This window comes from Streptomyces bambusae (assembly GCF_019400985.1).
Taxonomy (GTDB): domain Bacteria; phylum Actinomycetota; class Actinomycetes; order Streptomycetales; family Streptomycetaceae; genus Streptomyces; species Streptomyces bambusae_A.
The window spans coordinates 1-22523 of sequence record NZ_WTFF01000107.1 but is presented as its reverse complement, the minus strand read 5'-3'; the positions used below and the strand labels follow the sequence as shown (position 1 = coordinate 22523).

Sequence of the window (22523 nt, the reverse complement as noted above, 5' to 3'; positions counted from 1 at the left end):
TCTGGTGCGTGCTCTCGGCGTGCCGGGCGGAAGCCCTCGTACTGGACGTACTTGGGGTTTCGTCCGGTGCGGCGAGAGTGCGTGCCAGGCGTCGCGGGGCAGACGGGAATTTGACGACAGGCCCTAGGCGCGGGCCAGGCGCCGCGGCGGACTAGGCGTCGTCGCCCGGCGGGTTCGTCCGGGCGCGGTACTTCGGCCGGCGCAGGCCGGCCTCGGTGATCCGGCGCACCAGTTCCTTGCTGCCCACCTCCACCGCTCCCGCCGCCACGGCGTCGGCGTAGCGGTGCGAGGGCACGTCGTAGTGGTCCCGTTCGAAGGCGCGCGGCGGGCAGCCGATGGAGGCCGCGAACGCGTGCAGCTCCTCGTACGAGACGTCGCTGACCAGGTGGGACCACATCCGGCCGTGGCCCGGCCAGGTCGGCGGATCGATGTAGAGGGTCACCGGTCGCTGCTCACCGCCCGAAGACGGGGCCGAGCGAGCCGACGGCGGCGACCTTCACGCCCGCCTTGCCGCACACCCAGTACGGATCGGGGCCGAGTTCGGGCTCGACGTCGAGGGCGTGCGGGTCGCCGTGGCTGCACACGGGACACAGCGGCCAGCGCCCGTACTTCGACAGCAGGGCGTCCTGCACGTCCTGGGCGACCAGCCCGGCGAGGTAGCCGACCCCCTCCGGCCACTGCTCCACCCACCAGCGGCGGTGCGCGACCGAGTCCTCGACGAGGGAGACGACATCGGCCTCGGCGACCTCGCCCGCGACGAGATCGGCGAGGACAAGAGCACGGGCGGCGTGGAGCGCCTGTTCCAGGGGGGTCGCGTGGTCCATGGGGCCATTGTCAACCCGGGCCCGGTCCTCGGCGAAGACCCTTTCGCGGGCCCGGCGCCCGTTGGGCCGGGCGGAGGGCCCGGAGGGCGCGCGGCCTGTGGCGCCTTGACCCGTCCCGGTGCCGAAAATACGTTTCCGTGATGAGCAGGAGACGGACCGGGACCATCCCGCCCCCGGCCCCGCCCTGATCCGGCCGCCCCGGCGCGCCGCCCCGGCGCGCTGCCCCGCCCCCGACAGCCCGCAGGACGCCCCCGCCAGGAAGCACCGGACGGCCCCCCTTCCGCCCAGGAGCCCAGCAGCCCAGCAGCCCAGGAGCCCCGGATGACCGCGTACGCCGCCCTCCGCGCCCAGTTGGAGACCCTCACCACCGAGGCCTTCCGCCCCGAACTGGCCGACATCGACCGGCTCTCCACGCTCGACATCGCCCGCACCATGAACGCCGAGGACGCCACCGTCCCCGCCGCCGTCGCCGCCCGGCTCCCGCAGATCGCCGCCGTGATCGACGCCGTCGCCGCCCGCATGGCCCGCGGCGGCCGGCTCGTCTACGCGGGGGCGGGCACCGCCGGCCGGTTGGGCGTCCTGGACGCCAGCGAGTGCCCGCCCACCTTCAACACCGACCCCGCCCAGGTCGTCGGCCTGATCGCGGGCGGGCCAACCGCCCTGGTATCGGCGGTCGAGGGCGCCGAGGACTCCGCCGAGCTGGCCGCCGCGGACCTCGCCGCACTCCGCCTGACCTCCGAGGACGCCGTCATCGGCGTCTCCGCCTCCGGCCGCACCCCGTACGCCGTCGGCGCCGTCGAGTACGCGCGGGCACGGGGCGTGCTCACCGTCGGGCTGTCCTGCAACGCCGGCTCCCCGCTGGCCGCGGCGGCCGAGCACGGCATCGAGGTGGTCGTCGGGCCCGAACTGCTCGCCGGCTCCACCCGGCTGAAGTCCGGCACCGCCCAGAAGCTCGTCCTCAACCTCATCTCGACGATCACGATGATCCGGCTCGGCAAGACGTACGGGAACCTCATGGTCGACGTACGGGCCTCCAACGAGAAGCTGCGCGCCCGCTCCCGGCGCATCGTGGCCCAGGCCACCGGCGCGCCCGACGAGGAGATCGAGGCCGCGCTCACCGCGACCGGCGGCGAGGTCAAGCACGCCGTCCTCGTACTGCTCGGCGGCGTCGACGCCGCCACCGCCGCTCACCTGCTCGACACGCACCAGGGCCACCTGCGCCCGGCCCTGGAGCAGGCGACGTCCGCGTCCCGGTCCACGTAGGACGCGCACGTCCACGCACCGGCCCGCAACGGACGGCCGCCTCCCCTCTCCCCCCGCACAGCAAGGCCCCCACATGGCACCTCCCTCACCCAGCCCCGGTCCCGACGGCAACCCCTACCGCGCCACCGCCGCCGCGCTCCTGCCGCTCCTCGGCGGCGCCGGCAACATCACCGCGGTCGCGCACTGCATGACCCGGCTGCGCGTCGGCCTGCGCGACCGCTCCCTCGTGCGGGACGAGGAGCTCCGGGCGCTTCCCGCGGTCCTCGGTGTCGTGGAGGACGACGACACCTACCAGGTCGTCCTGGGGCCGGGCCCGGTCGTCCGGGTCACACCTGAGTTCGAGGCCCTCGTGGCGGAGACCGCCACCCACCCGGCCGGGTCGACCGACGCGGGCGCGGGCGCGGGCGCAGGCGCGGACACGGACGCCGACCCGGACGCGGCGCCCGCCCACCGGCCGCCCGCGACGGCCGGGGAACTGGCAGCCCAGGGCGCCGCCCTGAAGGCGGCTCAGAAGGCCCGCAACGCCACCCCCTTCAAGCTCTTCCTGCGCCGGATCGCCAACGTCTTCGTCCCGCTGATCCCCGCCCTGATCGGCTGCGGCGTCATCGCCGGGATCAACGGGGTCCTCGTCAACACGGGCCGGCTGCCGTCCGCCGTACCCGCACTGGCCGCCATCGCCTCCGGGTTCATGTCGCTGATCGCCGTGTTCGTCGGGCACAACACGGCGAAGGAGTTCGGCGGCACCCCGATCCTCGGCGGGGCGGTCGCGGCCGTCATCGTCTTCCCCGGGATCGCGAAGGTCACCGCCTTCGGCGTGCCGCTCGCTCCGGGCCAGGGCGGCGTCCTCGGCGCGCTCGGCGCCGCCCTGCTCGCCGTGTACGTGGAGAAGGCGTGCCGCCGCCGGGTCCCCGAGGCCCTGGACGTCCTGGTCACTCCCACCGTCACGGTGCTGACCGCCGGCCTGGCCACCGTCTTCGGCCTGATGTTCGTGGCGGGTGAGGTCGCGCAGGCCATCGGCGGCTCCGCGAACTGGCTGCTCGCCCACGGCGGTGCGCTCGCCGGCCTGGTCCTCGGCGGCCTCTTCCTCCCGCTGGTGATGCTCGGCCTGCACCAGGCCCTGATCCCCATCCACACCACGCTGATCGAGCAATCCGGCCACACCGTCCTGCTGCCCGTCCTCGCCATGGCGGGCGCGGGCCAGGTCGGCGCGGCGATCGCGGTCTACGTACGGCTCCCCCGCAACGGCTCGATCCGCACCACCGTCAGGTCCGCCCTCCCGGCGGGCCTCCTGGGCGTCGGCGAACCGCTCATCTACGGCGTCTCGCTCCCCCTCGGCCGCCCCTTCGTCACGGCCTGTGCCGGCGGCGCGGCGGGCGGGGCGTTCATCGGGCTCTTCCACCAGCTCGGCAGCTCGTTCGGCTCCCTCGCCATCGGTCCGTCGGGCTGGGCCCTCTTCCCCCTCCTGGACGGCACGTCGGGCATGGCCGCGGCCGTCGCCCTCTACGCGGGCGGGCTGGCGGTCGGCTACCTGGTGGGCTTCCTGGCCACGTACTTCTTCGGCTTCACGCAGCAGATGCTGCGGGAACTCGACACGGGCGGCGACACGACCGCCACCACCACCCCACCGAAGTCCCCGGCCCTGACCCCCTGAGCCGCCGAGCACAACGTACGACGGACAGCACGGACAGCGCGGTCACCGTCCCCCGACCACCACCCGCAGGAACCGCACCAGGTCGTCGCCGCTGTAGCCGAGCCGCGGGCCGCGCTCGGCCGCCATCAGCAGCAGTTGGCCGACGATCTCCGCGCCCCAGCCGTCCGTGCCGTCGCTCGACCACTCCCACAGCTTCTCGATGCCGAGGTCGTTCATCAGCAGGCCGTGTTCCTCGCGGATCTCCCGGCAGGTGTCGGCGACCGCGTCGAGCAGCCGCTCACCCGGACGCTCGCAGCGGAGCCCGAGGTACCCGCCCACGTCCTTGACCGTGCATCCCTCCGGCGGTCGTGCCGTGAGCGCCGCGTAGCGCGGATCGTCGTGTCCGGGCCGACCCGGTGCGGGGCAATGGATCAGGGTGAAGCGCTGCATGCCCGGCGGTGGCGGTGGCTGCGGCCGCCACGCAGGCAGGCCGAACGCCTCGTGCACCAGGGCGGTCGCCTCCTCCGCCGATTCGGCGGTTCTGGTTTCCGTCCGCTCCCCGTCGTCCCCGACGGCGGTCCACAGCCCACTGTCCTTGTCCCACCGGGTGGTTACCGAGATGCCCATGTCCGCAGCATGGCAGCCGCCACCGACCCGACCGGGTCCGGACCGGCACCGCCGCCACCCGATCGGGTCAGTCCACCGCTGTTCGGCCGCTGCGGCATCGCATATGCCCTTAGCGTGTGCGTCCGCCGCATCGAACGGAGCCGGAATGACGATTCAGGCGATCCGCCGCCGGGCGCACGGGGCAGGCGCTCAAGGACTTCGCCGACTGACGCGGCCCCGCTCGCGGCGGCCCCGCTCGCGGCGGCGCGGCTAGCGGCCCCGTGCCGCCTGCGCGAATGCGTGGATCAGGGCGGGGGACTTCACGCCCCGCTCGCTCTCCACTCCGCTGGAGACGTCCACGCCCCAGGCGCCGGTGGCCTTGAGGGCCTCGTGGACGTTCGACGGGTTCAGGCCGCCGGCCAGCAGCCAGCGGCCCTCGGGGGCGGTGAAGTCCGCCGAGCCCCAGTTCCACGGCTTGCCCGAGCCGGGGTCGGGGGCGTCCAGGAGGAGGAGGTCCTCACCGTACTCGCCGCAGCGGCGGACCCGTTCGGCGGTCGCGCGCAGCAGAGTGCGGCCCTCGGCGCGCAGGGCCGCGTAGTGCTCCGGCCCTTCCTCCCCGTGCAGCTGCACGCCCCGTACGCCGCTCTCCTCGGCGAAGCGGCGCACCTCCTCGACCGACTGCCCGCGGAACACCCCGACGGTCAGCACGCCGGCCGGCACCAGGGCGGCCAGCCGCCGCGCGGTCGCCGCGTCCACGGTCCGGGGGCTGCCGGGGGCGAAGACGAAGCCGACGGCGTCGGCCCCGGCGGCCACGGCCGCCTCGACGTCCCGCTCGGTCCTGAGGCCGCAGATCTTGATGAACACGTCTGCGTCGTCTTCAGTCATAGCGTCACTCATCCCGCCAGTCTTCCAAACGCCCGAAGGCGGTGCCCGCCTCCGTCAGGAAGCGCGCACCGCCCTCGGTCAGGAACGAACCGATCGACCGGGGTCGATCAGAAGTCCATGTCACCGCCCGGCATGCCGCCCGGAGCGGCCGCGGCCTTCTCCGGCTTGTCGGCGATGACGGCCTCGGTGGTCAGGAACAGGGCCGCGATGGAGGCGGCGTTCTGCAGCGCGGAGCGCGTGACCTTCGCCGGGTCGATGATGCCCTCGGCGATCATGTCGACGTACTCGCCGGTCGCGGCGTTCAGGCCCCAGCCCACGGTGAGGTTGCGGACCTTCTCCACGACGACGCCGCCCTCGAGACCACCGTTGACGGCGATCTGCTTCAGCGGGGCCTCCAGGGCCAGCTTGACGGCGTTGGCACCGGTGGCCTCGTCGCCGTTCAGGTCCAGCTTCTCGAAGACCGAGGAGGCCTGCAGCAGGGCCACGCCACCACCGGCGACGATGCCCTCCTCGACGGCGGCCTTCGCGTTGCGGACGGCGTCCTCGATGCGGTGCTTGCGCTCCTTGAGCTCGACCTCGGTGGCGGCACCGGCCTTGATGACGGCCACGCCGCCGGCCAGCTTCGCCAGGCGCTCCTGGAGCTTCTCGCGGTCGTAGTCCGAGTCGGAGTTCTCGATCTCGGCGCGGATCTGGTTGACGCGACCGGCAACCTGGTCGCTGTCACCGGCACCGTCGACGATCGTGGTCTCGTCCTTGGTGATGACGACCTTGCGGGCGCGGCCGAGCAGGTCCAGGCCCGCGTTCTCCAGCTTGAGGCCGACCTCCTCGGAGATGACCGTGCCGCCGGTGAGGATGGCGATGTCGCCGAGCATGGCCTTGCGGCGGTCGCCGAAGCCCGGGGCCTTGACGGCAACGGACTTGAAGGTGCCGCGGATCTTGTTGACCACCAGGGTCGACAGGGCCTCGCCCTCGACGTCCTCGGCGATGATCAGCAGCGGCTTGCCCGACTGCATGACCTTCTCCAGCAGCGGGAGGAGGTCCTTCACGGAGGAGATCTTGGAGTTGACGATCAGGATGTACGGGTCATCCAGGGCCGCCTCCATGCGCTCCATGTCGGTCGCGAAGTACGCCGAGATGTAGCCCTTGTCGAAGCGCATACCCTCGGTGAGCTCCAGCTCCAGACCGAAGGTCTGGGACTCCTCGACGGTGATGACGCCTTCCTTGCCGACCTTGTCCATGGCCTCGGCGATGAGCTCGCCGATCTGGGTGTCGGCGGCGGAGATGGAGGCCGTGGAAGCGATCTGCTCCTTGGTCTCGACATCCTTCGCCTGCTCCAGCAGCGCGCCGGAGACGGCCTCGACGGCCTTCTCGATACCGCGCTTGAGGGCCATCGGGTTGGCACCCGCGGCCACGTTGCGCAGGCCCTCGCGGACGAGCGCCTGGGCGAGGACGGTGGCGGTGGTCGTACCGTCGCCGGCGACGTCGTCCGTCTTCTTGGCGACTTCCTTGACCAGCTCGGCGCCGATCTTCTCGTACGGGTCCTCCAGCTCGATCTCCTTGGCGATGGACACACCATCGTTGGTGATCGTGGGGGCGCCCCACTTCTTCTCGAGGACGACGTTGCGACCCTTGGGGCCAAGGGTGACCTTGACGGCGTCGGCGAGCTGGTTCATGCCGCGCTCGAGACCGCGCCGGGCCTCCTCGTCGAACGCGATGATCTTGGCCATGTGAAGTGGTCCTCCCGGACTGGGGTGGATTGCCTTCGGACCGCGTGGCGCCCGCGACGGACGGCCTGCCGGCCCGGCGGTTCCTTCCCGCCGGGGCCCGCGGGCCTCACCGACCCGGTCCTCGTCTTTATCACTCTCACCCGGAGAGTGCTAACGCCAATGATTAGCACTCGGCACCCCCGAGTGCAAGCGGCTCTCAGGAAGCGGGGCTGGTGCTGTAGCCATGCACGAGCGCGCGCAGCGGCCGCGCACGAGCGCGTGCAGCGGCCACGCACGAGCGCGTACGGCGCCCAGGGCGCGCGGGCGTCGCGGCACGCGCGAGGGGCCCGCATCTCCCTCCGGGATGCGGGCCCCTCGTGCGTGTGTGTCCGGTCTGTGTGCCGGTGGTCGAACGCGCCAGGACTAGCCGAGTGCGAGCTTGACCATGTCGGCCTGCGGACCCTTCTGGCCCTGCGAGATCTCGAACTCGACCCGCTGACCCTCTTCAAGGGTGCGGTACCCGTCCATCTGGATGGCGCTGTAGTGGACGAACACATCCGCACCACCGTCGACCGCGATGAAGCCGTAGCCCTTCTCCGCGTTGAACCACTTGACGGTGCCCTGAGCCATGCCTAACTCCCCTATTACTGGCCCTTGCGCGGGACCGCACTTCGCGGTCCCGGGTCAGAACTTGCGCCGGAACGCGTCGACCGCGGCTGAATGTATCTGGACCGACGCTGTCTGCAACAGGTCATTCCGACGAGAAATCTGGACACTCAGATACTGAGAAGTAACACGAAAAGTGGGCATATTCCTGGGCAACTCGGACCCGGCATATCACGCCAATGCCCCATACCGCACGCGCACATTGACCCAATGTCGACCATGCCGCGACCCGCTCATATGCGGCGGGCAAGAACAGCGGCGGGGACTTCCCCAACTCTACCGCGCCCAACCAAGCAGAATTGCCCCCTCCGCTTTTGCGGAGGGGGCAATTCTGCGGTGGCGCGTGTCAGCAGCCGCCGGCGACCGCCGGAATGATCGAGACGCCCGCGCCGTCCGGCGTGGCGGCCTCCAGGCCGCCCTCGAAGCGCACGTCGTCGTCGTTGACGTAGACGTTCACGAAACGGCGCAGCTTGCCCTGGTCGTCCAGGAGGCGCGCGGCGATGCCCGGGTGGTTGCCCTCCAGCGAGGTGATGACCTCGGCCAGGGTGGCACCCTCGGCCTTCACCTCGGCCTCGCCGCCCGTGTAGGTGCGCAGGATGGTGGGGATGCGGACGTTGACGCTCATGGCGTACCTGCCTTTCCGGTAGGCGTTGAGTCGTAGGGGGATCGGTCAGGCCAGGCCGGCGGCGCGGAAGGCGTCCAGGCTGGGGCGGATGGTGGCGGTCTGGCCGCTGTCGGCGGCCACGGCCTCCAGGGTCTTCAGGCCGTCACCGGTGTTGAGGACCACCGTGGTCAGGGCCGGGTCCAGCAGGCCGTTCTCAATGAGCTTGCGCGTCACGCCGACGGTCACACCGCCCGCGGTCTCGGCGAAGATGCCCTCGGTCTGCGCCAGCAGCTTGATGCCCTCGACGACCTGCTCGTCGGTGACGTCCTCGACGTAGCCGCCGGTGCGGCGCGCGATGTCCAGGACGTACGGGCCGTCGGCCGGGTTGCCGATGGCGAGCGACTTGGCGATGGTGTTCGGCTTCTGCGGGCGCACCACGTCGTGGCCGGCCTTGAAGGCCGTGGAGACGGGCGAGCAGCCCTCGGCCTGGGCGCCGAAGATCTTGTACGGCTTGTCCTCGACCAGGCCGAGCTTGACCAGCTCCTGCAGGCCCTTGTCGATCTTCGTCAGCTGGGAGCCGGACGCGATCGGGATGACGAGCTGGTCGGGCAGCTGCCAGCCGAGCTGCTCGCAGATCTCGTACGCCAGGGTCTTGGAGCCCTCGCCGTAGTAGGGGCGCAGGTTGACGTTGACGAAGCCCCAGCCCTCGCCCAGCGGGTCGCCGATGAGCTCGGAGCAGAAGCGGTTGACGTCGTCGTAGTTGCCCTCGATACCGACCAGGTCGCCGCCGTACACCCCGGCCATGACGACCTTGCCCTGCTCCAGGTCGTGCGGGATGAACACGCAGGAGCGGAAGCCCGCCCGGGCGGCCGCGGCGCCGACGGCGCCGGCCAGGTTGCCGGTGGAGGAGCAGGACAGGGTGGTGAAGCCGAACGCGCGGGCCGCCTCGACGGCGATCGCGACGACCCGGTCCTTGAAGGAGTGCGTCGGGTTGCCGGAGTCGTCCTTGACGTAGAGCTTGCCGGTGACGCCCAGCTCCTTGGCCAGGTTGCGGGCGTCCACGAGCTTGGTGAAGCCCGGGTTCAGGCTGGGCTTGGCGGCCACGTCGGCCGGGACGGGCAGCAGCGGCGCGTACCGCCAGATGTTGTCCGGGCCGGCCTCGATCGCCGCGCGCAGCGCCTCGGGGTCGCCGGCCGGGAGCTCGTACGCCACTTCCAGCGGCCCGAAACACTCGACGCAGGCGAAGACGGGGCCGAGTTCGAAGCGGGTACCGCACTCGCGACAGGAGAGGCCGGTCGCGGGACCGAGATCGACAGAGGTGGCAACAGTCTGTACAGCCATGATGGCGAGGCCCTTTCTCCTCATCTTCCTCACGGCGCACTTCGCCGCGAGACGGATTTGGCACCTTCCCTAGCCGGGGACCTCGCGACAGCGAGAACCGACTGGAGGGTTGCCGGGGCTTCAACGGGCCGTATCCCTCTGCCCCTCTGGATGAGCGGTATGGCGCGGGCCGCGCGCCGCGTGGCGCGTTCCCGAGCGTTTGTGCGCGCGGGGCGACCCCGACATGCGGGCGTCCTGCGCGTTGCTCAAGACTGTAACCGAAGGGCCGGGCGGGTTGAGACAGTCGTCCGATCCGCGAGATGGACCACCTGGATCACGTCATGGGAGCCGATTCGTGCTGGAAGAGGTGGAGCGCTGGCTGGCCGAGCGCTCCTGGTCAGCCGCCGACCGACCGCTCGACCAGCTGCTCGACCGCAAACGGGCGTCGGGCAGCACGGTCAGCGTGGTCCTGCCCGCGCTCGACGAGGAGGAGACGGTCGGCGCCATCGTGGAGGTGATCCGGCGTGATCTGATCGAGGGACTGCCGCTGCCTCTGGTGGACGAGCTGGTGGTCCTCGACTCGGGTTCGAGCGACCGCACCGCCGAGGTGGCGGCCGCGGCCGGCGCCCGGGTCGTGCACCGGGACGCGGTCCTGCCGCGGATCCCGTCGCTGCCGGGCAAGGGCGAGGTGCTGTGGCGCTCGCTGCTGGTCACCACCGGCGACATCGTCTGCTTCGTGGACGCGGACCTGCGCGACTTCTCCTCCACCTTCGTCTCCGGCATCGTCGGCCCGCTGCTGACCGAGCCGGAGGTGCAGTTCGTCAAGGCGATGTACGACCGCCCGTACGCCCCGGGGACCACGGGGCCGGGGACCACGGGGCCGGGGACCACGGGGCCGGGGACCGCGGGGCCGGGCTCCGCCGCGCCGCCCGGCCAGGGCGGCCGGGTCACCGAGCTGGTCGCCCGGCCGCTGCTGAACCTGCACTGGCCGCAGCTCGCCGGCTTCGTCCAGCCGCTGGGCGGCGAGTACGCGGTGCGCCGCTCCCTGCTGGAGCGGCTGCCCTTCCCCGTCGGCTACGGCGTGGAGCTCGGCCTGCTCGTCGACGCCCTGCACATGGTGGGCCTCGACGCGCTGGCCCAGGTGGACGTCGGGGTGCGGCTGCACCGGCACCAGGACGAGCGGGCCCTGGGCCGGATGGCCGCCGCGATCTACCGCACGGCGCAGCTACGGCTCTCGCGCGGGCACCTCGTACGGCCGGAGCTGACGCAGTTCGAGCGCGGCCCGGACGGCTTCGTGCCGCGCACCTACCCGGTCGACACCGAGGAACGGCCGCCGATGGCCGAGGTCAAGGAGTACGCGCTGCGCAGCGTGGCATGAGGCCGTCCCTGGGGGTACCTGGGGGAGGTGGCCGGGGGAGCGCCCGCCACCGGGTGGCGGACATCTCGCCGCGCTGGGCGGAACAGACGTTTGAGCGGGTCCGGCCCCGGCTAGGTTGGCCGCATGGCTTCCCAGGTGCTCGTTGCAGCGAACCGCGGCCCCCTGTCCTACGCCCTCGCCGACGACGGCACCCTCAGTGCCCGGCGCGGCGGGGGCGGCCTCGTCTCCGGCCTGTCCGCCGCCCTCGCGGAGCAGCCGGAGGCGCTGTGGATCTGCGCGGCCCTCACGGAGGCCGACGGCGAGGCGGTGCGCCGGGGGGTCGCCGAGCCTGGTGTCCGGATGCTGGACATCGATCCCGCGGTCTACGACGACGCCTACAACGGCATCGCGAACTCGGTCCTGTGGTTCACCCACCACGTGCTGTACGACATCCCGCGCGAGCCCGTCTTCGACGCGGAGTTCCGCCGCCGCTGGGAGTCGTACGAGGCGTACAACCGGACCTTCGCGGAGGCGCTGGCGCAGGAGGCCGCCGAGGGCGCGTCGGTGCTGGTCCAGGACTACCACCTGGCCCTGGTGCCGGGCCTGCTGCGGGTGCTGCGGCCGGACCTTCGGATCGCGCACTTCACCCACACCCCGTGGGCGCCGCCGCAGTACCTGCGGATGCTGCCGGACTACGCCCGCGAGACGCTGGTGTGGGGCATGCTCGGGGCGGACCGGCTGGGCTTCCACACCGAGGCGTGGGCCACGGCCTTCCTGGAGTGCACCCACCTGGACGACGCGTGGGGGCAGGCGGAGCCGACGGGCGCGCGGGTGGAGCACCGGCGCTACTCGGTGTGGAAGCGGCGCACGACCGAGGTGTCGGTGTACCCGCTGGGCGTCGACGGCGACGAGCTGCGGTCGCTGGCCCACCGTCCGGAGGTGGACGAGCGGCTGGCCGCGCTGCGCGCGGAGGTCGGCGACTGCCGCACGATCGTGCGCGTGGACCGCACGGAGCTGTCGAAGAACATCGTCCGCGGGCTGCTGGCGTACCGCGAGCTGCTGACCTCGTACCCGCAGTGGCGGGGCCGGGTGGTCCACCTCGCCTTCGCCTACCCCTCGCGCCAGGACCTCGCGGTCTACCGCGACTACACGGCGGCGGTGTCGCAGCTGGCGCAGGAGATCGACGAGCAGTTCGGCACACCCGACTGGCGGCCGGTCCACCTGCACGTCAAGGACGACTTCGCCCGCTCCCTGGCCGCGTACCGGCTGGCGGACGTGGCCCTGGTCAACCCGGTCCGGGACGGCATGAACCTGGTGGCCAAGGAGATCCCGGTGGTCTCGGAGGCGGGGTGCGCGGTGGTGCTGTCGACGGGCGCGGGGGCGTACGGGGAGCTGCGCGACGACGCGCTGGCCGTGAACCCGTACGACGTCACGCAGACGGCGAAGGCCCTGCACGAGGCGCTGGCGATGCCGGGTGCGGAGCGGGCGGAGCGGACGAAGCGGCTGGCGGCGGCGGCCACCGCGCTGCCGCCGGCGCGGTGGTTCGCGGCGCAGCTGGCTGACCTGGCCAAGCCGTAGCCCTGCCGGGGCCGCTTTCGGGGGCTCCGCCCCCGTACCCCCGCGCCTCAAACTCCCCCAGCTACCGCTGGGAGGTGCCCCCAGGCGGGGCTGGATATGCCGCGCAGCGGCACATTCCAGCCCGCGCGGCGTTTGAGCGCACCGGGCGCGAAGCGCACGGAACGGGGTCCGGGGCGGAGCCCCGGTTTCGGGAAGGGGCGGGGTGGGGAAATGGCCCCGCGCAGCGGCCCCCGCCGAGGTGTCAGGGGGCCATGGCCTGCGCCAGCTTGGTGAGGAAGCCCGCCACCGCCGCCGGCCCTTGCAGGACCAGATCCGCGCGGGCGGCCAGCTCAGGAACCTCCGCCGAGCCGCTGCACACCAGCAGCCCCGGCATCCCGTCCGTGCGCAGCTTCTCCACCGCCGCGTAGGCGGCGAGGTCGCCGAGGTCGTCGCCCGCGTAGAGGACCGCCTCGGCTCCGGTCTCGGCCAGGTACTCGGTGAGTGCCACGCCCTTGTCCATGCCGGGCGGGCGCAGCTCCAGTACCGCGCGGCCGGGCTCGACCATCAGCCCGTGCCGCTGGGCCAGTTCGGTCAGCGGCTCGCGCAGGGCGGCGAAGGCGGCCGCCGGGTCCTGCGCCCGCCGCGTGTGGACGGCCAGGGCCCGGCCCTTCTCCTCGATCCAGGTGCCCCGCCAGGCCCCGATCGCGTCGAGGAAGCCGGGCAGCTCCGCGCGGACGGCGGCCACCCCGGGGTGCTCGGCCGGGGTGTGGACGATGCCGGTGACGGCGTCCCAGCGCTCGGCTCCGTAGTGGCCGAGGACGACGAGGTGTTCCAGGCCGGGCACGCCGGCGAAGCCGCCGAGGCGGACGGCGACCCCGGCGGGGCGGCCGGTGACGACGGCCACGGAGGCGACGCGCGGCGCCAGCGCGGACAGCGCCGGTACGGCGTCGGGATGGGCACGGGCCTGGTCGGGGTCGGGCACGATGTCGGCGAGGGTGCCGTCGAAGTCGAGGGCGACCACGGACCGGCTGGGTGAGCGGAGGAGGGCTTGGAGTCCCTCGCGTCCGGCGGCGGTTTCGGGCATCGGCAGGTCGTGCGGATGGCTGCTCCCCATGCCCACGACCCTACCGGGACGCCCCACGCCCCGCCCAGGCTTCCGCCGGGCCGGTGAGCTCCCTCGAACCGCCTGCCCGCGGCGCCGCCTCCGCCTAGCGTGGGACATGTGGATGCCGGGCCCACATCATCCACATCCCGGGGATCAGAGGTGACACCGTGAGCATGACGAACGTGGATCTCGACGACGACGTGCTGGCCGAGGCCATGCGTCTGATGGGAACCCGAACCAAGAAGGACACGATCAACGGCGCGCTGCTCGACTACGTGCAGCGGATCAAGCGACTCCAGGCGCTGGAGGAACTCGGGAGGCGGGCAGCGCAAGGCGAGTTCGACGACGCGATCAAGGCTTACGAGGCGAGGAAGCGAGCCTGGCGGGGGGCGGCCTGATCGGTGCTTGTCTGATCGACACCTCTGCCGTGTGGGAGCTGGGCACGAACCCGCCGCACGCGCCGCCTGGGCTCCGGCGATCGAGTCCGGTCAGATCAAGATGCTGGACAACCTGTTCGCCGTTGTCCGCTGCCCGGCGAACGCATGGTCCTGGGTGGACACGGCGCAGTACAAGCTGACGCAGAAGAGCCAGCACCGCGGCGCGGGCCCTCTGGACCTGTTGGCGTGCGCCACGGCGGTGCACCACCGGCTCACCGTCCTCCACCGGGATGCAGATTTCCCGGCCGTCGCCCGGGTGCTCGCCGACGTCGACGAGCTCGACATCCGGAGCTTCCCGCCCCCGGCGTGACGCAGGGGGGTCCGACCGCTCCCCCGGCCCTGTCGGTGCCCGGCGTTAATGTGGCCGTATGACGGACGACGCGCAGCTGACGGCGACCGAGGCCGCCGTGCTCGCGTACGAGTCACGGACCTGGCCGGGCCCGGGGGCGAAGGAACGGGCGATACGGGAGGGGCTGGGACTCAGCCCCGTCCGGTACTACCAGCTGCTCAACGCCCTCATCGACGACCCGCGGGCACTCGCCCACGCCCCCGGCACGGTCAACCGCCTGCGCCGCGTCCGCGAGGCCCAGCGCGCCCGGCGCTGAGCCCGCAGCGGCAGGGCCGGGCAGTCGGGCCGCAGACCCCGCCCCGCCCCGCCGTGGCAGCCGCGGCGGCCGTCAGTGCAGGTCGTTCGCGCGGGCCGACGTCGCGATCTGCTCCAGGACCTTGGCCGGCTGGCCGCCCGGGGCGACCGCCTTGCCGATGTTCTCCTTGATGTCCTCGCTCACGCCCGGCCAGGACTTCTTGCCCGCCGGGTACAGCCGCGACCCCGGCAGCGCCTGGAGGAAGGTCTTCAGCTGGGCACTGTTGCCCCCGGTGCCGGCGTTCATCGCGCGGTAGCCGCTGGTGGTCACCGGCAGCAGGTCGTAGGCGCTGGTGAAGGCCGTCTGGTTCTGCGCCGCGTAGACGTGGTCGAGGAACTGGCCGGTCTCCTTGCGGTGCCCGTTCTTGAAGGCCATCATCCAGTCGGCCACGCCCATGTTCGGCTTGTCCGTGCCGTCCACCGTCGGCAGCGGCACCATGCCGAACTTCACGCCCTTGGCGGCCGCCTGCTTCATCAGCGTCGGGTGGCCGTTGAGCATGCCGACCTCGCCCCGCGTGAAGGCGTCGAAGGCGGTCTGCCGGTCGAGCCGGTCCGGTGCGACGGGCCCGGTCAGGCCCTGCCCGACGAGCTTGTCCCGCAGGAACTCGAAGGTCTTGGTGTTCTCCGGCGAGTCGATCGCGTACGCCTCCTCGCCGTCGGTGTAGCCGCCGCCGCCCGCCAGCATCCACATCATGGTCTCGGCCTGGGCCTCCTCGCGGCCCAGCGGCAGCGCGAAGGGGGTCGGCACGTTCGCGGCCTTGAGCTTCTTGGCGGCCGCCTCCAGGTCCGCCCACGTCCTGGGCTGCCACGGCCGGCCGCCCGAGGTCAGCCCGGCGTCCGCGAACAGCTTCTCGTTGTAGAAGAGCAGCCGCGTGCTGGCCACGAAGGGCATCCCGTACTGCACGCGCTTGACCTTGCCCGCGTCGGCGAGCGGCGCCAGGAAGTCGGCCTCGGTCTGGACGGCGAGCAGCTCGTCGGTGGTGTAGAGCTTGCCGGCGGCCGCGTAGTCGGCGTAGGCGCCGATCTGGGCGATGTCGGGGGCCTTGCCAGCCTTGACCATCGCGGCGACCTTGTTGTCGACCTCCGACCAGGAGTAGACGCTGACCTCGACCTTGACGCCCGGGTGGTCCTTGCGGAAGCCGTCGGCGAGGTTCTTCCAGTGGCGCAGGGACGAGTTCTGCGGATTGTCGCCGTAGTCGGCCGCCACGACCCGCAGGGTCACCTCGTTGTCCCCTGTGAGGCCGGACACGGCGCCGCAGCCGGTGAGGAGCAGGGACAGCGACAGGGCGGCCCCGCCCGTCACTGACCGGTTCCTGCGACGACTGCGGCTACGGCTCCGACTGCGGCCCATCACGCTCTCTGTCCACCCCTGTGTGTACGTACGATCAACGTAAGGTCTACACCACTGACGTTTTGTATGGCCACTCAACAAAGCCCCAGCAATGGACTAGACCTTTCCAGGTCGAGCACGCGAGACTGTCCCCTGTGAAACCCGTGAAACACGTCATCGCCCTCGATGTGGGCGGCACCGGGATGAAGGCCGCCCTCGTCGCCGAGGACGGCTCCCTGCTGCACGAGGCGCGCCGCGCCACCGGCCGCGACCGGGGCCCCGAGGCCGTCGTCGAGTCGATCCTCGACTTCGCCGCCGAGCTGCGCGACCTGGGCGCCGACCGCTACGGGCGGCCCGCCTGCGCCGCCGGCCTGGCCGTCCCCGGCATCGTCGACGCCGAGGCCGGCATCGCCGTGTACGCGGCGAACCTCGGCTGGCGCGACGTACCGCTGCGCGAGCTGCTCGGCCGGCGCCTGGGCGGCGTCCCGGTGGCCCTCGGGCACGACGTACGCACGGGCGGACTCGCCGAGGGCCGCATCGGCGCCGGCCGGCACGCCGACCGGTTCCTGTTCGTGCCGCTCGGCACCGGCATCGCCGGGGCCATCGGCATCGCCGGCCGCATCGAGGCCGGCGCGCACGGCTGCGCGGGCGAGATCGGCCACATCGTGGTGCGCCCCGGCGGCCCCGACTGCGGCTGCGGCCAGCGCGGCTGCCTGGAGACCCTGGCCTCCGCCTCCGCCGTCTCCCGCGCCTGGGCGGCCGCCTGCGGCGACCCGGACGCCGACGCGGCCGACTGCGCCGAGGCCGTCGCCGCCGGCGACGAGCGGGCCCGCACGGTGTGGCTGGAGGCCGTGGGGGCACTGGCGGACGGCCTGGTCACGGCGCTCACCCTGCTGGACCCGCGCACGCTGATCATCGGAGGCGGGCTCGCCGAGGCGGGGGAAACCCTGTTCATACCCCTACGGGCGGCCGTCAAGGAGCGCGTGACGTTCCAGCGGCTCCCCCACATCGTGCCGGCGGCCCTCGGGGACACCGCCGGCTGCCTGGGCGCAGGGCTGCTCGCCTGGGACCTACTCGCCACGGAGGTACCTGCCTGATGTCCGGACGCGCTCACAGCACCGTCCTCTCCGGCGCCAAGGTGGTGCTGCCGACCGGAACGGTCACCGGCGGACGGGTCATCGTCGAGGGCGCCCGCATCGCGGGCAGCGCCCCCGACGACGCGCAGGTGCACGACCTGTCCGGGCACTGGATCGTCCCCGGCTTCGTGGACATCCACAACCACGGCGGCGGCGGGGCCTCCTTCACCTCCGGCACCCCCGAGGAGGTCCTGCGGGGCGTGCGCACCCACCGCGAGCACGGCACCACCACCCTCGTCGCTTCCACCGTCACCGGCGGCCTGGACGAACTCGCCCGGCGCGCCGCGCTGCTGGCCGAACTGACGCAGGCCGGCGAGATCGCCGGCATCCACTTCGAGGGCCCGTTCATCAACCCCTGCCGCAAGGGGGCGCACAAGGAGGACCTGCTGCGCGACCCCGACCCGGCCGAGGTGCGCAAGCTGGTCGACGCCGCCCACGGCGCGGCCCGGATGTTCACCCTCGCCACCGAACTGCCGGGCGGGCTGGACTCCGTACGGCTGCTGGCCGAGCACGGAGTCATCGCCGCGATCGGGCACACCGACTCCACGTACGAGCAGACCCGCCTGGCCATCGACGCGGGCGCGACCGTGGCCACCCACCTCTACAACGCGATGCCCGGCATGGAGCACCGCGCGCCCGGCCCGATCGCCGCGCTGCTGGAGGACGAGCGGGTCACCGTCGAGCTGATCAACGACGGCGTGCACCTGCACCCGGCCATGCTGGAACTGGCCTTCCACCACGCGGGCGCCGGCCGGGTCGCGCTGATCACCGACGCCATGGACGCGGCCGGCTTCGGCGACGGCACCTACCACCTCGGCCCGCTGGAGGTCGAGGTCAAGCAGGGCGTGGCCCGGCTGGTGGAGGGCGGCTCGATCGCCGGCTCGACCCTCACCCTGGACACCGCCTTCAAACGGTCCGTCACCATCGACCGGCTGCCGGTGGAATCGGTCGTGCAGGCCATCTCGGCCAATCCCGCCAAGCTCATCGGACTGTACGACGAAGTGGGTTCGCTGGAGCCCGGCAAGTACGCCGACCTGGTCGTCCTGGACGCCGAGTTCGAGCTCAAGGGCGTCATGCGGCGCGGCGAATGGGTCGTCAACCCGCTGCGCTGAGTGGGTAAGGGGCACGTGGTGGCCGGACCGGGGACTGGGCCGGCCGCCCCGTCTTTGGCATGATCCCGGCACCGAAAGTCCCCGGGGGGTGCCATGATCCTGACCGTCACGCTCAACACCGCGCTCGATGTCACGTACCGCGTGCCACGGCTGCGCCCGCACGACTCCCACCGGGTCACCGAGGTGGCGCAGCGGCCGGGCGGCAAGGGCCTGAACGTGGCCCGCGTCCTGTCCGCGCTCGGCCACGAGGTCGTCGCGACCGGCTTCGCCGGCGGCCCCGTGGGCGCGGTGCTGCGCACCCTGCTGGCCTCGCGGGCCCCGGCCGTCACCGACGCCCTGGTGCCGTGCGCCGGCAGCACCCGGCGCACGCTGGCCGTGGTGGACGCCGCGACCGGCGACACCACTCAGTTCAACGAGCCCGGACCGCTGATCACCGCCCCGGAGTGGGCGGAGTTCCTCAACACCTACAACCGGCTCGTCCGCGGGGCCGCCGCCGTCGCCCTCTGCGGCAGCCTCCCGCCCGGCGTACCCGTCGGCGCCTACGCCGTCCTCGTCCGCACCGCCCGCGCGGCCGGGGTCCCGGTCCTGCTGGACACCAGCGGCGAGGCCCTGCGCCGCGGAGTCGCCGCCCGACCCGAGATGATCAAGCCGAACGCCGCGGAGCTCGCCGAGCTGACCGGCTCCCGCGACCCGCTCCCGGCCACCCGTGACGCGCGCCGCCGCGGCGCCCACGCCGTGGTCACCTCGCTCGGCCCCGACGGGCTGCTCGCCACCACCACCGAGGGCACCTGGCAGGCCGCCCCGCCGCGCACCCTGTCCGGCAACCCGACCGGCGCCGGTGACTCCGCGGTCGCGGGCCTGCTGTCGGCCCTCGTCGAAGGCCTGGACTGGCCCGGCCGGCTGGCCCGCGCGGTCGCCCTGTCGGCGGCCACGGTCCACGCCCCGACGGCGGGAGAGTTCGACCCCCGCACCTACGAGGAGGTACGGGGGTCGGTGAAGGTCACTCAGCCCCAGGGCCAGGAGCGGCCCTAGGCGGGACAGGCCCTGGCCGGGACTGGCCCTGAGAGGCGAAGGCCGCTCAGCCCGTGTAGGGCTCCAGCCGCAGCTGGTCGAGGTTGACCTCGCAGGAGTTGCCCGCCTCGCACGACAGCTTGATCTGGTTGGCGCCCTGCTTGAGGTCCACGCGCTGCCAGGTGTAGGTCCAGCCCTTGGCCCAGTCGCCGGCCGCCGCGCCCGAGAAGTTCTTCATGTTGACCGGGCGGGTCTGCTTCTCGCCGTTGACGGTCATCGTCATGTTGGCGTCCTTGCCGGGGACCCCGTACGTCATCCACAGCTTGTACGCAGCGGTCTTCGGCACGTCCAGCGTCCATGTCACCGACGCCCCGGGCGTGTTGAGACCGCCCACGTACAGGCCGCCCGCGCCCTTCGCGCCCGGGATCGTGCTCTGCGGCACGGCGCCGCCGGCCAGGCTGAAGCCGGTGCCGCTCGCATCCGCCTTCGCCAGCGGGGCCTCCGACGCCGACGCGGAGGTGCTCGGCTGCGGACCGGGGGTCGCCGGGGCCGAGGCCGACGGGTTCTGGCCGCCGCTCGGGTCCTCGCCCTGCGCCTCGCCCTTGCCCTTGTTCTTGTCGCCGAAGGCCATGGCCGCGCCGATGCCGATCGCGACCGCGCCGACCACCGCGACGGCGGCGATCAGCATGCCGCGGCGGTTGGAGCCCCCGCCGCCGCCTCCGTGCCGGGAGGGCGCCGCCATCGCCTGGGCCGGCGCGGACTGCGCCTGCGCGGGGACGCCGTAGCCGCCCGCCTGGAGCGTCTCGGGCGTCTGGTACGCCGGCTGCTGCGGCTGGGCGGGCACGTGGCCGCGCTGGCCGCCGTACGTCCGCTCACCGACCGTACGCACCTGGTTGTAGGAGGTCCGGGGAACGCCGGGCTGTGCGCCGGGGTGACCTCCGACCGTCGGACCGGGGTAGCCGTAACCGCCGCCCGGCGGGGGCGGGGTGGCACCGTTGGCCTGGCCGTCCGCGTAGAGGTAGCCGAACGGGTCATCGTCCTCGGGCTTGTTCGCCCCACCGTTCGGGCCGTTGTTCGCGGGCGTCGTCATCGCAGGTCACTCCTTTCGACCCCCGGGAGCCTACCTCGAACAGCCGCACTCCAGGCGCTCCACCGCCCGCCCGGAGTGGTCAGCCCGCCCGCCGGTGCGCCTTGGAACGCGACCTTTTCTCGATGTACATCCGCTGGTCGGCGGAGCGCAGCACCTCGTCCGCCGACATGCCGCAGGAGGCCCAGCCGATGCCGAAACTCGCCCCCACCCGCACCGCCCGCCCGTCCACCCGGATCGGCGGGATGATCGCGCCCCGCAGCCGTACGGCGAGATCGGCGGCGTCGGCCGCGCCCAGTCCGTCGGCCAGCACGACGAACTCGTCACCACCCAGCCGGGCGACGGTGTCACCGTCCCTGACGCACGTCGTCAGCCGCCGGGCGACCTCGATCAGGACGGCGTCGCCGGTGTGGTGCCCGAACCGGTCGTTGATGGACTTGAAGCCGTCGAGGTCGCAGAAGAGGACCGCGAGGCCCTTGGTGCCGTCGTCCACGTCCGACGCGGGGGCCACCGTGTGCACGTGGTGCTCGTACGCCCCCGGCCCGTGCCCGTGTCCGTGTCCGGCCCCGTGCCCGTGCCCGGCCCCGTAGCCGTTCGCGGCGCCCGCCGGAGCCGGCGCGGCCGGGCCGGGGGCGCCCGGGGCGCCGGCGGTGTCCGGGAAGCCGTCGTGCGGGAACCCGTCGCGCGCGTAGCCGTCGTACGGGAACTCGTGCTCCGCCTCCCCCGGCCGCCCCTCGAAGGCCGCGTCCAGCGCCTCCACGGCCGTCGCCCGCACCGACTGCGGCCTGCGGCACAGCCGGGCGCCGAGCCGGGCGCGCAGCTCGGCGCTGTTGGGCAGACCGGTCAGCGAGTCGTGGCTGGCCCGGTGGGCGAGCTGGAGCTCGTGCCGCTTGCGCTCCTCGATGTCCTCGACGTGGGTGAGCAGGAAGCGCGGGCCGTCGGCGGCGTCCGCGACGACGGAGTTGCGCAGTGAGACCCATACGTACGTCCCGTCGCGCCGCCCCAGCCGCAGCTCGGCGCGGCCGCCCTCGGCGGAGGTGCGCAGCAGGGTGCCGATGTCCTCGGGGTGGACCAGGTCGGAGAAGGAGTAGCGGCGCAGCACGGACGCGGGCCGGCCCAGCAGCCGGCACAGGGCGTCGTTGGTGCGCAGCAACCGGCCGTGCTGGTCACCGCCCATCTCGGCGATGGCCATGCCGCTGGGCGCGTACTCGAAGGCCTGGCGGAACGACTCCTCACTGGCGCGCAGCGCCTGCTGCTCGCGCTCCAGGCGCACCAGGGCCCGCTGCATGTTCGCGCGCAGCCGCGCGTTGCTGATCGCGATCGCCGCCTGGAAGGCGTACATCTGGAGCGCCTCGCGGCCCCACGCGCCCGGGCGGCGGCCGTTTCGGGGTCTGTCCACCGAGATGACACCCAGGAGTTCCCCGCCGGACGCGTACATGGGGGCGTAGAGCCGGTCCTCGGGGTGCCACTCGTCCTCGAAGCGGGGGTCGGGGCCGTCGGTGTGCCACTGGGGCACGTCGTCCTCCAGCAGGACCCAGCCCTCGGTGTGCGGGATGAAACGCAGGCCGCCCCAGGACTCGCCCATGGTCAGGCGGCGGTCCCAGGAGGCGCGGGAGCCGACCCGGCCGGTGATCAGGGCCTCGGCGGCGGGGTCCCCGGCGAAGGCGGCGACGACGAGATCGCCGTCGGGACGGACGAGGTTGACGGCGGCGAGCTCATAGCCGAGGCCCACGACGATGCCGTCCACGACGGTCTGCAGCGTGTCCGCCAGGCTCCGGGCCGTGTTGAGCTCGGCCACCACCTGGTGCAGCTGCCGCAGGGTCGCAAGACGGACGTACGGCTCCGACTCGGTCTCCATTGCTCGCTCTCCCCGAGACCTCGACAGCAACTCCAGGTGTGTCATCGGCGGTTCGTTGCGGTGTCCTGTCCACTGAATCACAGTGAGCTGTGCCGCAGGTACACAGGGTCAACAAATCTTGCCCTCTGTGACTCAAGTCACACGATCGGATCATCGGGGTGGGGAGGGCCAGGAGGGGCGGGCGGGCGCCTGGGCCTGGCGGCGGGCCGGAGCCTGGGGCCGGGGCGGGGGCGAGGCTCGGCCTCGGGGGGGTTGGGGGGGGGGGGGGGGGCCAGGGGCGGTCTCTCTTATAACCTCGTCGCGTCTCGGGGGTCTTTGCGTGGCCGAGTTCTGGGCTGAGTGCGTGCGTTGCTACAACAACACCTTAGACTGCGACAGTATTGCAT

Annotated in this window: 22 protein-coding genes and 1 riboswitch; of the genes, 10 read left to right on the top strand and 12 right to left on the bottom strand. The window is 72.8% G+C overall.

Features of this window, described 5'->3' with window-relative positions; all coding sequences use genetic code 11:
• Positions 1-151: 151 nt before the first annotated feature.
• Positions 152-442 carry a DUF4031 domain-containing protein gene (locus GPJ59_RS16715; RefSeq protein WP_219667941.1) on the bottom strand — a complete coding sequence of 97 codons (291 nt, stop codon included), beginning with the start codon at positions 440-442 and terminating at the stop codon, positions 152-154.
• 10 nt (positions 443-452) lie between these two features.
• Entirely contained in the window at positions 453-824 is a 372-nt protein-coding gene (locus tag GPJ59_RS16710) for a hypothetical protein (protein WP_219667940.1), read from the bottom strand.
• Positions 825-1145: 321 nt separating this feature from the next.
• On the opposite strand from GPJ59_RS16710, the gene murQ reads away from it, so the two are divergent.
• A complete protein-coding gene (gene murQ / locus GPJ59_RS16705; RefSeq protein WP_219667939.1) occupies positions 1146-2087 on the top strand; it encodes an N-acetylmuramic acid 6-phosphate etherase in 942 nt (313 codons plus the stop codon).
• 73 nt (positions 2088-2160) lie between these two features.
• Positions 2161-3738, top strand: coding sequence for a PTS transporter subunit EIIC (locus GPJ59_RS16700; protein ID WP_219667938.1), 1578 nt, complete (start codon positions 2161-2163; stop codon positions 3736-3738).
• Positions 3739-3780: 42 nt separating this feature from the next.
• Here the strand turns inward: GPJ59_RS16700 and GPJ59_RS16695 are convergent, their stop codons facing one another.
• The 6 genes from GPJ59_RS16695 to thrC all read right to left on the bottom strand — a co-directional run bounded on the left by GPJ59_RS16695 (position 3781) and on the right by thrC (position 9525).
• Positions 3781-4344 (bottom strand): hypothetical protein, encoded by a 564-nt coding sequence (locus GPJ59_RS16695; RefSeq protein WP_258024502.1) that lies wholly within the window; start codon positions 4342-4344, stop codon positions 3781-3783.
• A gap of 249 nt (positions 4345-4593) precedes the next feature.
• Positions 4594-5208: a phosphoribosylanthranilate isomerase gene (locus tag GPJ59_RS16690; protein ID WP_258024501.1), complete on the bottom strand. Its 615-nt coding sequence runs from the start codon at positions 5206-5208 to the stop codon at positions 4594-4596.
• Positions 5209-5315: 107 nt separating this feature from the next.
• Complete coding sequence (gene groL, locus GPJ59_RS16685; protein WP_219667936.1) at positions 5316-6935, bottom strand: chaperonin GroEL; 1620 nt, start codon at positions 6933-6935, stop codon at positions 5316-5318.
• A 402-nt stretch (positions 6936-7337) separates the two neighbouring features.
• The gene (locus tag GPJ59_RS16680; protein ID WP_030009783.1) at positions 7338-7544 is read right to left on the bottom strand and encodes a cold-shock protein; all 207 of its coding nucleotides are present in this window, start codon (positions 7542-7544) and stop codon (positions 7338-7340) included.
• Positions 7545-7926: 382 nt separating this feature from the next.
• Positions 7927-8205 carry a MoaD/ThiS family protein gene (locus GPJ59_RS16675; protein WP_219667935.1) on the bottom strand — a complete coding sequence of 93 codons (279 nt, stop codon included), beginning with the start codon at positions 8203-8205 and terminating at the stop codon, positions 7927-7929.
• A 45-nt stretch (positions 8206-8250) separates the two neighbouring features.
• Entirely contained in the window at positions 8251-9525 is a 1275-nt protein-coding gene (gene thrC / locus GPJ59_RS16670; protein ID WP_219667934.1) for a threonine synthase, read from the bottom strand.
• 17 nt (positions 9526-9542) lie between these two features.
• A riboswitch (SAM riboswitch) is annotated at positions 9543-9682 on the bottom strand.
• 177 nt (positions 9683-9859) lie between these two features.
• Here thrC and GPJ59_RS16665 point away from each other — a divergent pair.
• Positions 9860-10882, top strand: a complete 1023-nt coding sequence (locus GPJ59_RS16665) for a glucosyl-3-phosphoglycerate synthase (RefSeq protein ID WP_219667933.1) — start codon at positions 9860-9862, stop codon at positions 10880-10882.
• Positions 10883-11005: 123 nt separating this feature from the next.
• Entirely contained in the window at positions 11006-12439 is a 1434-nt protein-coding gene (locus GPJ59_RS16660) for an alpha,alpha-trehalose-phosphate synthase (UDP-forming) (RefSeq protein ID WP_219667932.1), read from the top strand.
• A 241-nt stretch (positions 12440-12680) separates the two neighbouring features.
• On the opposite strand, the gene otsB is transcribed toward GPJ59_RS16660, so the two are convergent.
• On the bottom strand, positions 12681-13532 hold the full coding sequence (gene otsB, locus GPJ59_RS16655) for a trehalose-phosphatase (RefSeq protein ID WP_219667931.1): 852 nt from the start codon (positions 13530-13532) through the stop codon (positions 12681-12683).
• Between the two features lie 158 nt (positions 13533-13690).
• Between otsB and GPJ59_RS16650 the strand changes: the two genes are divergently transcribed.
• From GPJ59_RS16650 to GPJ59_RS16640, 3 genes are read left to right on the top strand one after another with little or no spacing between them, the layout of a single operon-like run.
• Positions 13691-13921 (top strand): type II toxin-antitoxin system VapB family antitoxin, encoded by a 231-nt coding sequence (locus tag GPJ59_RS16650; protein WP_219667930.1) that lies wholly within the window; start codon positions 13691-13693, stop codon positions 13919-13921.
• A 31-nt stretch (positions 13922-13952) separates the two neighbouring features.
• On the top strand, positions 13953-14270 hold the full coding sequence (locus tag GPJ59_RS16645; RefSeq protein WP_374200860.1) for a hypothetical protein: 318 nt from the start codon (positions 13953-13955) through the stop codon (positions 14268-14270).
• A 58-nt stretch (positions 14271-14328) separates the two neighbouring features.
• Positions 14329-14565: a DUF3263 domain-containing protein gene (locus GPJ59_RS16640; RefSeq protein ID WP_219667929.1), complete on the top strand. Its 237-nt coding sequence runs from the start codon at positions 14329-14331 to the stop codon at positions 14563-14565.
• A gap of 72 nt (positions 14566-14637) precedes the next feature.
• Here GPJ59_RS16640 and GPJ59_RS16635 read toward each other — a convergent pair whose 3' ends face one another.
• Positions 14638-15954, bottom strand: a complete 1317-nt coding sequence (locus GPJ59_RS16635) for an extracellular solute-binding protein (RefSeq protein WP_219667928.1) — start codon at positions 15952-15954, stop codon at positions 14638-14640.
• A gap of 143 nt (positions 15955-16097) precedes the next feature.
• Here GPJ59_RS16635 and GPJ59_RS16630 point away from each other — a divergent pair, with 143 nt between their 5' ends.
• The 3 genes from GPJ59_RS16630 (at position 16098) to GPJ59_RS16620 (ending at position 19213) form a co-directional block, all read left to right on the top strand.
• Positions 16098-17030, top strand: a complete 933-nt coding sequence (locus tag GPJ59_RS16630; RefSeq protein WP_219667942.1) for an ROK family protein — start codon at positions 16098-16100, stop codon at positions 17028-17030.
• On the top strand, positions 17030-18181 hold the full coding sequence (nagA, locus tag GPJ59_RS16625; protein WP_219667927.1) for an N-acetylglucosamine-6-phosphate deacetylase: 1152 nt from the start codon (positions 17030-17032) through the stop codon (positions 18179-18181). Before GPJ59_RS16630 ends, nagA begins: the two co-directional genes overlap by 1 nt.
• A 93-nt stretch (positions 18182-18274) precedes the next feature.
• The gene (locus GPJ59_RS16620) at positions 18275-19213 is read left to right on the top strand and encodes a 1-phosphofructokinase family hexose kinase (RefSeq protein ID WP_219667926.1); all 939 of its coding nucleotides are present in this window, start codon (positions 18275-18277) and stop codon (positions 19211-19213) included.
• Between the two features lie 46 nt (positions 19214-19259).
• On the opposite strand, the gene GPJ59_RS16615 is transcribed toward GPJ59_RS16620, so the two are convergent.
• Together GPJ59_RS16615 and cdgB are read right to left on the bottom strand one after the other, a co-directional pair.
• Positions 19260-20282 (bottom strand): carbohydrate-binding protein, encoded by a 1023-nt coding sequence (locus tag GPJ59_RS16615; protein ID WP_219667925.1) that lies wholly within the window; start codon positions 20280-20282, stop codon positions 19260-19262.
• 79 nt (positions 20283-20361) lie between these two features.
• Complete coding sequence (cdgB, locus tag GPJ59_RS16610) at positions 20362-22137, bottom strand: diguanylate cyclase CdgB (RefSeq protein ID WP_219667924.1); 1776 nt, start codon at positions 22135-22137, stop codon at positions 20362-20364.
• Between the last annotated feature and the right edge of the window lie 386 nt (positions 22138-22523).

Coding starts and splice junctions, on each gene's coding strand:
- GPJ59_RS16710 (WP_219667940.1), bottom strand. CDS start 824: ATGGACCACGCGACCCCCCTGGAACAGGCGCTCCACGCCGCCCGTGCT.
- murQ (WP_219667939.1), top strand. CDS start 1,146: ATGACCGCGTACGCCGCCCTCCGCGCCCAGTTGGAGACCCTCACCACC.
- GPJ59_RS16700 (WP_219667938.1), top strand. CDS start 2,161: ATGGCACCTCCCTCACCCAGCCCCGGTCCCGACGGCAACCCCTACCGC.
- GPJ59_RS16695 (WP_258024502.1), bottom strand. CDS start 4,344: ATGGGCATCTCGGTAACCACCCGGTGGGACAAGGACAGTGGGCTGTGG.
- GPJ59_RS16690 (WP_258024501.1), bottom strand. CDS start 5,208: ATGACTGAAGACGACGCAGACGTGTTCATCAAGATCTGCGGCCTCAGG.
- groL (WP_219667936.1), bottom strand. CDS start 6,935: ATGGCCAAGATCATCGCGTTCGACGAGGAGGCCCGGCGCGGTCTCGAG.
- GPJ59_RS16680 (WP_030009783.1), bottom strand. CDS start 7,544: ATGGCTCAGGGCACCGTCAAGTGGTTCAACGCGGAGAAGGGCTACGGC.
- GPJ59_RS16675 (WP_219667935.1), bottom strand. CDS start 8,205: ATGAGCGTCAACGTCCGCATCCCCACCATCCTGCGCACCTACACGGGC.
- thrC (WP_219667934.1), bottom strand. CDS start 9,525: ATGGCTGTACAGACTGTTGCCACCTCTGTCGATCTCGGTCCCGCGACC.
- GPJ59_RS16660 (WP_219667932.1), top strand. CDS start 11,006: ATGGCTTCCCAGGTGCTCGTTGCAGCGAACCGCGGCCCCCTGTCCTAC.
- otsB (WP_219667931.1), bottom strand. CDS start 13,532: ATGGGGAGCAGCCATCCGCACGACCTGCCGATGCCCGAAACCGCCGCC.
- GPJ59_RS16640 (WP_219667929.1), top strand. CDS start 14,329: ATGACGGACGACGCGCAGCTGACGGCGACCGAGGCCGCCGTGCTCGCG.
- GPJ59_RS16635 (WP_219667928.1), bottom strand. CDS start 15,954: ATGGGCCGCAGTCGGAGCCGTAGCCGCAGTCGTCGCAGGAACCGGTCA.
- nagA (WP_219667927.1), top strand. CDS start 17,030: ATGTCCGGACGCGCTCACAGCACCGTCCTCTCCGGCGCCAAGGTGGTG.
- GPJ59_RS16620 (WP_219667926.1), top strand. CDS start 18,275: ATGATCCTGACCGTCACGCTCAACACCGCGCTCGATGTCACGTACCGC.
- GPJ59_RS16615 (WP_219667925.1), bottom strand. CDS start 20,282: ATGACGACGCCCGCGAACAACGGCCCGAACGGTGGGGCGAACAAGCCC.
- cdgB (WP_219667924.1), bottom strand. CDS start 22,137: ATGGAGACCGAGTCGGAGCCGTACGTCCGTCTTGCGACCCTGCGGCAG.